Raw genomic sequence first — 12,014 nt, 5'->3', positions numbered from 1 at the left:
GAATTACATAGCCACAAACCCTTTTCTCTCTTTAAATATCCCCTCAATAATTTCTATTTGAGCATCCACTGTGTATTTATCCCTAGGCCTTGTAATTCTATAAAACTTAGCTTTTTTAGATATTTCTATACAATTTTTAAAATACTTAGGAGTCATACCTCCCATAAATCCTATATATTCAGTTCTATATATATTTTTAATAATCTTATTAAGCTTTTCTCCTCCCCTTATCTCTTCCACTCTCACATTATCAATCTCATCCATACTAAGCTCGCAAATTGCTGTTAATGGAAACTTTTCTTTAGAAAACCCATGAAAATCTGGAACTATATACTTTATCTTTCCATCAGCATGAAAACAAGGATAAGACTCTTTAACATAATACATATTCTCTAAAGCATCGAAACATAGTTTATGGTAAGGAAAGCCTGGTTCAATGACTATTCTATTATCAAAACTTAATGCAGCTACATCATCTGATACAAATTTATAGCCTCTTTTTACAAGAGCTGTAGTCAATGTTGACTTTCCAGCCCCCCTTTCTCCTGTAAATATAATAGCCTTTCCATTTATGACAACGGCGCCTCCATGGATAGCTGTTGACTCCCTTTGAAGTAGGAGAAAACCCAAGACACTTCCCATTATATAAACTTTCATAAGACTTTTATCACAATCTTCACAGGGATCTACTATAACAGTATTTCCATTTTCAATATAATACGTAGCCACATGGTCTATATGAAACCAAACATGATCCTTTGTTATATGAATACTTTTTCCCTCTTTAATTTCTTCTAAAATGTTATTTGGAGTTTGTCCATATAATATAGTTACAATGTCTTTATCTTTAAAATCTCCATTTCTTTTAGGGAATTCCAGAACTTCTATATTAGAATCTATATTAAGTCCATATACTCTATAGAAATATTTTTCATTTATATACATAATTTCATTGATTCCTTTCTGACATTCTATATTTCTAATATTTTCTTAAATCAATATACCTATATCAATCTTTATTTTGATATAGGTATATTGGTCAAAAATTATGATTGTTTTGGTGCACTTCCATGATTCTTAGGATGCCATCTATTATGCTTATAACACCACACCCAATCTGAATGGTCAACCGGTTGAATATTAGGATTAGTGTAATCTTCATTGTTAAATTTAATACTCATTGATTCTTGCCAATTACAAAAATCAATATATTCAGTTTCATTTGTATCATTACAATCTAATTGTGATAATATTGGTTTCTTCCAATCTTTTTTCATTCCTTTCCTTTTTCTATTTAAATGCCACTTTAAATTCATATTTTGTTTTATATGTATTATTTTACCATTACATTATTTAAGATTCAATAGACGAGTTTATTATTTAAACCTAAATTAAAAATATTTGCATGAAATTTATTATTCATACATACTTTTTTCTGATTACTTTATATAATGTATTCAATGAACTCTTACTTTTTAATTAACAAAACTGGCATTATTCTTTAACATCTATCATAATTATTTATATAAACAATTTACATTTATTTACTTTTATAGTAATATATTTTAGTAGGAGGTGAAAAGATGAAAACTTGGAATAAACCAGAATTAACTAATTTAGGTATTGCAGAAACTAAAGATACAAACCCCACATTTTGGAATCCACTTATAGGTGCATGTAAAAATCCTTCTGGTGCAGGCAATGATTGTCCATTAACCTGGGAAAGAGATTGTAAATATTATGAACTACTTAGCTTAGACCTTTGTACTGGATATGGAAAATGTACAAAAAAAGTGCAACCAATTCCTCAGAATCCAACATCATGAGTTAAAAAAATATAGATAAGAAAGCATATGATGCCTTCTTATCTATATTTTTTTATTCATTATTAACTAGAAAATGTTGATTATTTGAATAAATTGGATTTAGCATTTTTGTATTTCTATTAATAATGTTATCAATATCATTAAATTCAAATAATCCTTTTTTTATGGTAGTTCCATTAAAAATATACAGTGATGAATTTTGATTAAATACATTTTCTCTTAATATAGCTTTTCCATTAGGATTACTGTAGGTGGTATCAAACATATTAAAAACAGAATTACTACTGCTATTATTAACTTCATTATTATTAAATATAAGATTTTTCATTTTTCCAGCTGACAGTTTTATAAAATCATCAGATGAAGGACTCATTTCTATAATATTATTCTTAATCTCTAATACTGTTGGACTTCCCCATGTTTGAGTAAGAATGCTACAATCTCTTATCTTACATTTATTAAAGGTAATAGTTCCTGTATTTCCATGGGTCCTTACTATAGATTTTGAAATGATACATTCACTCATTGAAGCATTTAATAATACTGTTAAAACACTATCTTCAATAATACAACTATTAAGATGAGCGCTTAAATAGCATTGTTTAATTTTTAAACTGCAATCTTTTAAATTCCCAATAATTCTCACATTTATAGTTCCATCACTAGTAATTATTGAGTTGAAAATTATATCTTCCTCAGTCATTCTATCAATACTGCTATTTATAAAAGTTTCTCCATAAACATAAGGTCTTTCAATTACTGTTGTGTTTCTCGGTTGCAATTTTAAACTACTATTTATGAACTGATTTTCTTTACTTTCAATTTTATTTGTATATTCATAGGTTACAGAATTGGATTTAAATATATTTTTAACAAATTTATAATTAGTTGTTCTTCCCCACATATATACCATTCCTGTGAATTCATTTCCTTCAAATATAATATTATCTCCTGCACAAGTAACTATATCTCCTGATTTATTTCCCATAAATTTATTATTTTCAACTTTAATATCCTGCATTAGGTCCCATCCATCTTCAAAGTCAATAGCATAACCAGGTGCTTGACCTCCATTATTTTCAAAAATATTATTTTCTATAGTCCATTGTTGACCTCCACAAAATGCAATTCCTAAACTTCTATTATTTGAAATAGTGCAATTCCTTAAAATTATATTAGTAGGAGGCTTAAAATTACTAATCCAACCTACATAGCCTAAATTACTAGCTATATCTATCTGCGGAAATACAAATCTCACATAGACTGCTCCATCTGGTATAGTGACTTTTCTAAACTGAAGGCACTTCTCTGAAGAAATAAACTGATTATTTTTATCATAAAAATAAGATATATATTGGGTTTGCTTTATATAAGGATACCCTTGATATCCTAAAGTATATCCAAACTCAAATTTTCCGTTACAAGCTGAAATGTTATAAGCTTTAGTCCTAGAAAAAAAGTTACTTTCAATAATTTCTCCCTTTAAATTTATATCTCCAATCTGAATATCTTTGACATAAACAGTATCATACCTATTTTTGTTGTTACCGCTACTAGTAGTAATCCCATAACCTGGCACATTAATCACTACAATATTATCTATAGTACAATTTCCTCCACCATTTACTACTAATCCACATCCCCACTCATGAGTTCCTGGTACTGTAATATAATCATGGGTTTCTTTATCTCCTTCCAAAATTCCATTTGTAAATATTAGGTTTTCTGCTCCATCTTCAAAGCTAACAATAGAATATTTTTCTAGTGCATTACTGTTAATTTTTAGAGTAGAACCATTTAAATCTATAGTTATATCTTTTAATTTAATTACTATTGGATTATTTTCATCTATTAAATAAATACCTTTTGGAAAGATTATCTTTTTATACTTTAGTGATGAGGACATGAATTCTAAGGCTTTATTAATACCTTTAGATGTTTCTATAGGTGAAGTTCCATCATTTTTAATATTAAAATATTTCAAATCAAGAATATATTCAGTAATTTCCTTCTTCCTATACTTGAAATCTATAATTACATTCGCATTTTCTATAGTTAATATTACTTTCACTTTACTATCGGTAATTAGGTCATAACCTTCTATTGGCTTTGCTTCATAACTATATTCTCCCATATCAATATTCTCTATATTAATAGAAGGTATTAATTTTTCATTTGTATCAATATTTATATAGTTAATTTCTATACATCCATAGACAGGCTCTGGTATATCCTTCTTATTATAATAAAATGTTATAGTATAATTTTTTCTGAAGAAAATCACAAATAAAAAGATAGTGCTTTTTATTGGAGTATATCCATTGATATCTTTAGATTTGTATATATATAATCCCGTCTTTACATTTTCATAAATATCTTTGGAGTATATTAATGCCTTAGTCTCATTATCTCTATATTCTATAGTAACTGTACTACTCATATCTCTTCTCCCTTTGGACTTTAATTTATATTATAGACTTGTCCTATAATATAATATTCAATTATTAGGATTAGTGATATAATTCCATACCCTATATTTCCATCCATTTAAGTAATCTATTTTTCTTTACAGAAATAGAGGCTCCCTTTATTATAAACTTACTCTTATCAATGAAGGAATATTCTTTTCTAAACAAACCTGCTATTAAATGGTGAAACCATGCTATAGGGATTAATATTTTATATCTCTTAGCATAATTATATTTTTCTGACATATATTCTACCCTAGGGAACATAAAACGTATGTATCTCTTTATGGTTCCTAAAGTGGCATTAATATCTTTACATTCATAGTTAAAAGCAATTTGATTACTAAAGGAATTTACCACATCCTTTTTTCCATAAACTCCACCCTTTAAAATTTCATATATGAGCAAATTAATATATTTTTCTTGATCTAATTTAATATTTATTAATTCATTAGGAACTTTCATGTGAAATAATCTATTACATAATAAAAAAATTATAATGTTAAACTTTTCAAAACCATATTCCTTAGATTTATATAGAAAGCTTGCCCATGAAATTTCATTTCCTTTATTCTCTACCAATAATACTAAGTCACAAAGCTGCCTTAACCCAAATCCATTGGCAGCTAAATGAGATGCCATATGCATACATAAGTGTAAAGCTAAATCTTCATAGCAAAGAGATTTTACTTCTGAGTCACCTACATTAACTTTTATAGAATTATTCCATACGTCTTCTTCAAATTTATTAAGATCACTACTAAATCCATCTCTCTTAACAATATGCCAGTGTACTTCTATAATAGGAAAAGTATAATGATAAAATACTATATGATGAGATGCAACATGATCCTCTAATTGGCTATAACCCAAGTCTAATAAAATACATTTAACTTTTTCTAAATCTTCTTCATGAACTAATATATCTGCATCATTCATATCCCTTTGTTCTGGATGGGGATAAAAATTCCTTACCACTAGACCCTTTAATACAATTACAGGAATTGCTTCGTCATTAAACCTATTAAATATTTTAGATATATTATATATATTTCTCAGCTGGTTTGTTCCAGTATGAAATACTGATATCTGAAGCTTTTTTAGTTCTTCACAATCTAGCTGTGAAATTAGATTTTTTTTACTTAAAGAAGAATAAATTATTCCCTCCACTTTATGTAATTGGGCTATAGTTAATATTTTATCCCAATTAAGGTTTTCAGATAATTTATACGTTGTTTTTCCCCTGATTGAATGAGACAATAATTCTATGAATTGACTCTGTGTACTATCCATAACTATACTCCTAACTATATTAAATTTACAACCTTTATAACTCACATTTACTTTAAATTTATGTTAATATATATATCACATAATAATTGTAACATATTTGAATATTATGTAAATAATTTCATTTTCTATAGTAAGATATTTTCTTCAAAAAAGTTACCCAACCTTAGTTGAATAACTCTAAATTTAATTTATGAAATATAATATATCTGAAATATTTCTCTCTCCATTGAAATCTGAAGGTTCATTTATAACTTCACCATTAAAATATAGAGTAGAGGATCCTCCGCCATCTAGGTTATACGCAAAGTTACAACCTAACTTTTGAAATTCAATGGCTAAATCATAACAACTCATGCCTTGTGACTTAGTACTTCTTCCATCAACAACAATTATTACATATTCCAATGGTCCTTTTTGACCAATAGCTGTACGTGGTTGCACATCTCCCTTATACCATGTATCTCCATATTCAACAATGTTACCGTCTTTAATTAGATCTGGACCAAAGTCATAGGTATGTCTTGCACCCAAACTCAATAATTCTTCTGCAGTCTTCTTTCCGTACTCATATATTTTAAAGTTTCCTTCCTTATCTATAACCAATGGCGCACAATCTAGATCATTACCTCTGTATACTACTTCATCTCTAATTACATATCCTGATGTATTAAATCCACAAGCGGCACCATTAATAGCAAGAATAGCATTATGTCTGTTGGCTATAGAAGATGTTTTTTCTTTTATATTTAAGGAGAAAATATCTCCTGAAAAGGCAGAATTAAGTTGACTTTGATTTTTTATTTTTACTGTGGTAATCCAATATCTAAGATTTGGATTAACTTTTACTATAGGTTCAACTATGATCATCATTGTAGGTGACCCATACTTCCTAATCCCTGTTTCATTATCTATTTTAACATAGGTATCAAATGGAAATTCATCATTCTCTACCTTGGAAATAACTTCACTATTTAATGCAGTATAATTATATAAACTAGCAACTAAAAATATTACTATACCCATTAAAATAGCAGATAATATTATTATAATAATTTTTCCAACAGCTAAGTTACTTAATAATTTTGAGTTCCTCTCATTCATAATATCCCCCCTTGTATTACTTATACACTAATATAAATATGTGCAGTTATTATTAATTATAAACAAAAGGACCAATTAATTTAAAACTAATTAGTCCTTTACTTATATTATTTTAATCATTTTTTCATTTATATTACTAATTTTCTTAACCTCTGGTAATGATACATGCCCCCACCAACGATGAGTCCAAGCTATTTTTTCTATTTCACTTTCTTCAGGTATGATTTCAAAATTCAATGCTTTTTCTACTCTATCAACGTCGATATATGAACCATATTCATTCATTTGTGTTAATAGTAATATAGTACTATATTTTCCAGGTGCAAGTGTACTCGTATCCAAATTAAATATATCATCATACATGATACCTGACTTTGCATTTACAAATGGCTTGGAATAGCTTACACCAACTGGTGTATTATCTGAAAATAAGACTTCAACCCTCAGTCTTAAATTAAACAAATCTTTACCAGCTTTCCATTTCATTTTAAAGGCAATAGATTCTTTAGAAGTAAATATACAATCTTTATTATTAAGTATTTGGGTACTTATAATAGTTGCACTTTGCATAATGTGGGATTGCCTTTTTTGGTTTTCAAGATTCATTAATGGGGTAGTATTAAAATTATTATTCATATAAACCTTTATTCCATCATCTACATCACCATCAAAGATAATTTTCCCATGGTCTAAAACTATTACTCTACTACAAAGCTGTTGTATCGTCCTCATACTATGACTTACATAAAGTATTGTTCTTCCCCCATATGCTATATCCTCCATCTTTCCGAGACACTTTTCTTGAAATCTCATGTCCCCTACTGCTAATACTTCATCAACTATAAGAATATCTGGATCAAGGTGAGCTGCTACTGCAAATGCAAGCTTTACATTCATTCCACTTGAATATCTTTTTACTGGTGTATCAAGAAATTCACCTATTTCTGAAAACTCTACTATATCCTTAAACTTAGCTTCTATCTCTTTCTTTTTCATACCTAAGATAGACCCATTTAAATAAATATTTTCTCTTCCTGTTAATTCTTGATTGAAACCTGTTCCAATTTCTAAAAGAGAAGAAATTCTCCCTTTTATTTTAATTTCCCCCTCCGTTGGAAGTGTAATTCTAGAAAAAATTTTTAAAATAGTAGATTTTCCAGCTCCGTTATGTCCAATTATTCCAATTCTTTCACCTTTATTAACAGTAAAATTAATATCCTTCAATGCCCAAAATTCATTACCAGATGATATTTTATTTTTCTTACTAAATGCTCCTTTAATAGAGTTTAAAAGAACAGCTATAAAAGTATCATTTTTCTCTTGATTAGATAACAACCTATATTTTTTGCCAATACCATCAACCCTTAAAACTTCCTGACCCATATAAATCCTCCTATATTACATCTGCAAATGTGTCTTCAAACTTTATAAAAAATTTTACTCCTAATGTTAATCCTATTAATGCAATAGCAATTGAAAAAATTAATGCTGGAACATATATCCTTGCTGATGGTATAATGCACCATCTAAATCCTTCAATTACACCAACTAATGGATTAATGGAATATATTAATCTTAGATTGGTTGGTATCACTGAACTTGTATATGCAACTGGAGACAAATACATACCAAATTGCAATATTACTGGAACTATATATCTTATATCTCTATATTTTACATTAAGTGTGGAAAAAAATAAGCCAAAACCTAAGGCTATTATAAAAGCTAAAATAATAAAACATGGAAATAATAATATTTTTATTGGAGGTAAGTATCCAGTAAAAATCATTATAATTAATAAAACTAGTAATGAAATAACAAAATCTATAAAAGCTGTAACCACAGAAGATATAGGTAAAGTGAGCCTTGGAAAATATATTTTTTTAATCATATGACCATTATTAACTAGACTATTAGATACACCATTAAACGCTACAGAAAAGAAATTCCATGGTAAAAGCGCTGAATACACCATAATTGCATAAGGAACTCCATTCTCTGAGGGCATATTTGCTAATCCTCCGAATACAAAGGTCATAATTATCATTGAAAATATTGGTTGAAAAATAGCCCAAAGTACCCCTAATGCAGTTTGTTTATATCTAACTATAATATCCTTCCATGATAGGAATGTTATAACTTCTCTATATTTCCACAGTTCTTTCAATCTCTTTTTATGAGATTGTTTATCTGTTATTAAAATTACCTCATTCATAGTATTTCCTCCTTTAATTGTAAGTACTTATTATACAAATTTGAATTTATACAAAATAGTACCCATAAACATTTTTCTTTAAAATTAAATAAAGGACATTTTAATAAATATAATAATTCTGACGCAAATAATTTTTTATATATTCTTATATGTTTATTATCCATATTCAATAGATTAAATGCTTTTTTATAGCAATTAAAAAAATTTAAAACGAACGTATACTGAGCTTTATTATATAAGTTAATATTTCTTATTTCTTTAAAGAATTTCATTCTATCTTTATATGCATATGCTGCATCAAAATTTTTTAATGTAAATTTACTCTTTGTAATTCCCTCATCATTTTGATAATAATAATACAAGGGATAGTTAATATATACAATATTTTTACTATTAAATAATACTTTATGAATTACAAATTCATCCTCATGTATTTTACCATAAGGATATCTTATATTTTTAAATATGTTTTTATGATATAACTTATTCCAAGCTGTAACAAACTTAACTCCATTCTCCTTATACATCTCATTTAATGCTTCAATATTATTAAATTTATTTATATTTAACATTTTAGAAACTTCATACTTTTCTATACTCTTATTATTCACAATTTCATAGTCACAAACTGCAATATCAGCCTGATAATCAATTATAGTATCATACAATATATCATACATATTGGGATGTATGTAATCATCACTATCTACAAAACCTATATATTCACCCTTTGCTATATTTAGCCCTGAATTTCTTGCTGAAGAAAGCCCTTCATTATTTTTGTGTATAACTCTTATCCTTTTATCCTTTGTAGCATAATCATCGCATATTTCACCACAATTGTCTGGTGAGCCATCATCTACAAGTATCAGTTCAAAATCTTTAAATCTTTGATTAAGAATTGAATTAATACATCTATTTATATATTTTTCTACTTTATATATTGGTACTATAATACTTATTTTACACATACATACCCACCTAAAAATTGTTAAATTTAAACTTAATATAATTTATTATAAATTTAAATATATCTTTATAATCAAAAACAGTTAGTTTTCTTAAACTTCTTTTTATTTTTGTAAAATTCTTTAATAAGAATTTTACAGGATACCTATAGAGTATATCCATATAAAAACTTTTTAAATAGATTACCCCATTATCAAATTCATATCTATAATCAATACTTAAATCTTCTTCTATAATGTAATCTTTTATTCTAATGTATCCCCAAAGTAAATCTAATATCTTCTCGTCTTTACTACCAGTTGTTGAATCTGACCTACGCAAATAATTATATCCTATATCCTTTGCCACACTCACTTTACTAGATTTTAAATATAACTTAGGTATTAACTCTAAATCTTCATAATACTTGCCTTCATAAAATAATAAGTTATTATTTAAAAATAGCTCTTTTCTAAATAATTTATTCCATGGATGTGCTCTTTTTAAAATATCACTGAAAATTATATCTTTAGGAATATACTTATATCTTACAATTCCACCTTCATCTACCTCATTTACACCGGTTAAACACATATCAGCATCATTATATACACATGTATCATAAAGAATCTTATACATATTAACTTCTATCCAATCATCACTATCAACAAATCCTATATATTCACCTCTTGCAATATTTATACCTGCGTTTCTTGCCGTTGACTGTCCTCCATTCTCTTTATGAATCACTATAACTCTTTCATCTAATTCACCATACTCATCACATATCTTACCAGAACTATCTGTTGATCCATCATCTATAAGAATAAGTTCAAAGTCCTTAAAAATTTGATTTAATATAGAATCAACACATTTATGAATATACTTTTCAACATTATATACAGGCACTATTATACTTATTTTAGGATTCATATAATTTTTCCTTTCAATTAATATAGTTATATAATTTAACAATCTCACATGTTGTATCTATCTTATCCTTACATAAGGCTTTTGAAAAATTTTCACTAACTTGTGGATTATCAATAAGAAATTTAATTTTATCGCATATTTTATCTACATTACACTCCACAATTAATCCATTCTGTCCATCTTCAATCTGTTCATTAGCGACAATAAAATTTGTAGTAACTATGGGCTTATTTAAACATTTCGCCTCTGCTATGGTTATACAGTAGCCTTCATGCCTTGAAGGCTGAACATAAATATCTGAAGTCTTTATGTAGGGATAAGGATTTAGAGTTTCTCCTAATAAAATAAAATCATCTCTCAGATTTAGATTTTCTATAAGCTTCTCATACTCATCTCTATCCTTACCTTCTCCAATGCAATACCATTTAACCTTATGCCCTTGTTTTTTCAATTTATATAATACTCTTATTGCTATATCTTGCCCCTTTTCTTTAGATAATCTTCCTACAGTCAAAATTCTTATTCCCCTAAAATCATTGTCAAAATCTATTTTTTCTTGAGCCATGTCTTTAATTAATTCATGTGAAATTAAATTGTTAAACACCTGTGATTTAATTGATGTAACCGGAAACTGCTTATTTAAAATTCTCTCTCCATTCTTAGATACAACAAATATATTATTAAACCTTTTATATAACTTTGTATATAATTTTTTATTTATCGCATGATGTGAAATATCAAAATGTACCCAGGAGATTTTTAGTTTTGCTTTAACCTTATGCGTTATATAAACATCTATTATCTCAGTTAGACCTGCATAGGCTATTGCTACATCATATTCTTTCATATTCATAGGAATACTCTTTAGTACGTTTTTATAATATATATATCTATCATTTGATTTTTTACTCCTAAAATATGAATAAGAAAATCCAATTATTTTATGATACTTTCTCTTCTTAATATAACTTTTTATAGTCTCATAAGGTGAATCCATAAGAATTGGTTTAATATCTTGAAACCAATTAGTTTCTTCGATTTTTACCCACTGCGGAAGATATTCTAAAAAACCTCCTTTTTTCTCAAGTAGTAAGATAGTAATATTATATTTATCCTTTGGTATAACTGATAATAGTGAAAGTAAGGACTTTTCAACTCCACCAATATTCATACTGCTTAACATAAATAGAACTTTTTTCACTGGCATTACTCCTATCCTCCTGTCATTTT

11 protein-coding genes are annotated in these 12,014 nt (G+C 27.3%); 1 reads left to right on the top strand and 10 read right to left on the bottom strand.

The annotated features are described in order from the left end of the window. Nucleotides 1-3: 3 nt before the first annotated feature. Both B3630_RS15350 and B3630_RS15345 read right to left on the bottom strand, forming a co-directional pair. Nucleotides 4-945, bottom strand: coding sequence for a hypothetical protein (locus B3630_RS15350; RefSeq protein ID WP_346899672.1), 942 nt, complete (start codon nucleotides 943-945; stop codon nucleotides 4-6). 101 nt (nucleotides 946-1,046) lie between these two features. Continuing rightward, nucleotides 1,047-1,277 (bottom strand): hypothetical protein, encoded by a 231-nt coding sequence (locus B3630_RS15345; RefSeq protein WP_346899670.1) that lies wholly within the window; start codon nucleotides 1,275-1,277, stop codon nucleotides 1,047-1,049. 306 nt (nucleotides 1,278-1,583) lie between these two features. On the opposite strand from B3630_RS15345, the gene B3630_RS15340 reads away from it, so the two are divergent. Further along, the gene (locus B3630_RS15340) at nucleotides 1,584-1,826 is read left to right on the top strand and encodes a hypothetical protein (protein WP_346899668.1); all 243 of its coding nucleotides are present in this window, start codon (nucleotides 1,584-1,586) and stop codon (nucleotides 1,824-1,826) included. Nucleotides 1,827-1,878: 52 nt separating this feature from the next. Here the strand turns inward: B3630_RS15340 and B3630_RS15335 are convergent, their stop codons facing one another. The 8 genes from B3630_RS15335 to B3630_RS15300 all read right to left on the bottom strand — a co-directional run bounded on the left by B3630_RS15335 (nucleotide 1,879) and on the right by B3630_RS15300 (nucleotide 11,991). Next, nucleotides 1,879-4,266 carry a right-handed parallel beta-helix repeat-containing protein gene (locus B3630_RS15335; protein WP_346899666.1) on the bottom strand — a complete coding sequence of 796 codons (2,388 nt, stop codon included), beginning with the start codon at nucleotides 4,264-4,266 and terminating at the stop codon, nucleotides 1,879-1,881. A gap of 91 nt (nucleotides 4,267-4,357) precedes the next feature. Further along, nucleotides 4,358-5,587, bottom strand: coding sequence for a nucleotidyltransferase family protein (locus B3630_RS15330; RefSeq protein WP_346899664.1), 1,230 nt, complete (start codon nucleotides 5,585-5,587; stop codon nucleotides 4,358-4,360). Nucleotides 5,588-5,770: 183 nt separating this feature from the next. Next, nucleotides 5,771-6,688, bottom strand: coding sequence for a phosphodiester glycosidase family protein (locus B3630_RS15325; protein WP_346899662.1), 918 nt, complete (start codon nucleotides 6,686-6,688; stop codon nucleotides 5,771-5,773). A 102-nt stretch (nucleotides 6,689-6,790) separates the two neighbouring features. Further along, nucleotides 6,791-8,071 carry an ABC transporter ATP-binding protein gene (locus B3630_RS15320; RefSeq protein WP_346899660.1) on the bottom strand — a complete coding sequence of 427 codons (1,281 nt, stop codon included), beginning with the start codon at nucleotides 8,069-8,071 and terminating at the stop codon, nucleotides 6,791-6,793. A 10-nt stretch (nucleotides 8,072-8,081) separates the two neighbouring features. Then, nucleotides 8,082-8,903, bottom strand: coding sequence for an ABC transporter permease (locus tag B3630_RS15315; protein ID WP_346899658.1), 822 nt, complete (start codon nucleotides 8,901-8,903; stop codon nucleotides 8,082-8,084). Next, the gene (locus tag B3630_RS15310) at nucleotides 8,900-9,874 is read right to left on the bottom strand and encodes a glycosyltransferase family 2 protein (protein WP_346899656.1); all 975 of its coding nucleotides are present in this window, start codon (nucleotides 9,872-9,874) and stop codon (nucleotides 8,900-8,902) included. Before B3630_RS15310 ends, B3630_RS15315 begins: the two co-directional genes overlap by 4 nt. Nucleotides 9,875-9,884: 10 nt before the next feature. Continuing rightward, entirely contained in the window at nucleotides 9,885-10,784 is a 900-nt protein-coding gene (locus B3630_RS15305; protein ID WP_346899654.1) for a glycosyltransferase family 2 protein, read from the bottom strand. 13 nt (nucleotides 10,785-10,797) lie between these two features. Further along, nucleotides 10,798-11,991, bottom strand: a complete 1,194-nt coding sequence (locus tag B3630_RS15300; protein ID WP_346899652.1) for a glycosyltransferase — start codon at nucleotides 11,989-11,991, stop codon at nucleotides 10,798-10,800. Nucleotides 11,992-12,014 lie beyond the last annotated feature (23 nt).

Source organism: Clostridium sp. UBA7503 (assembly GCF_002477055.1).
Lineage (GTDB): Bacteria > Bacillota > Clostridia > Clostridiales > Clostridiaceae > Clostridium_J > Clostridium_J sulfidigenes.
Note: the sequence above shows the minus strand (reverse complement) of the source record. Positions and strands in the feature narration are given on the sequence as shown.

Bases quoted from the DNA above. Each gene is read 5' to 3' on its own strand.
- B3630_RS15340 (WP_346899668.1), top strand. From the start codon at position 1,584: ATGAAAACTTGGAATAAACCAGAATTAACTAATTTAGGTATTGCAGAA.
- B3630_RS15325 (WP_346899662.1), bottom strand. From the start codon at position 6,688: ATGAATGAGAGGAACTCAAAATTATTAAGTAACTTAGCTGTTGGAAAA.
- B3630_RS15330 (WP_346899664.1), bottom strand. From the start codon at position 5,587: ATGGATAGTACACAGAGTCAATTCATAGAATTATTGTCTCATTCAATC.
- B3630_RS15320 (WP_346899660.1), bottom strand. From the start codon at position 8,071: ATGGGTCAGGAAGTTTTAAGGGTTGATGGTATTGGCAAAAAATATAGG.
- B3630_RS15310 (WP_346899656.1), bottom strand. From the start codon at position 9,874: ATGTGTAAAATAAGTATTATAGTACCAATATATAAAGTAGAAAAATAT.
- B3630_RS15345 (WP_346899670.1), bottom strand. From the start codon at position 1,277: ATGAAAAAAGATTGGAAGAAACCAATATTATCACAATTAGATTGTAAT.
- B3630_RS15315 (WP_346899658.1), bottom strand. From the start codon at position 8,903: ATGAATGAGGTAATTTTAATAACAGATAAACAATCTCATAAAAAGAGA.
- B3630_RS15300 (WP_346899652.1), bottom strand. From the start codon at position 11,991: ATGCCAGTGAAAAAAGTTCTATTTATGTTAAGCAGTATGAATATTGGT.
- B3630_RS15350 (WP_346899672.1), bottom strand. From the start codon at position 945: ATGTATATAAATGAAAAATATTTCTATAGAGTATATGGACTTAATATA.
- B3630_RS15305 (WP_346899654.1), bottom strand. From the start codon at position 10,784: ATGAATCCTAAAATAAGTATAATAGTGCCTGTATATAATGTTGAAAAG.
- B3630_RS15335 (WP_346899666.1), bottom strand. From the start codon at position 4,266: ATGAGTAGTACAGTTACTATAGAATATAGAGATAATGAGACTAAGGCA.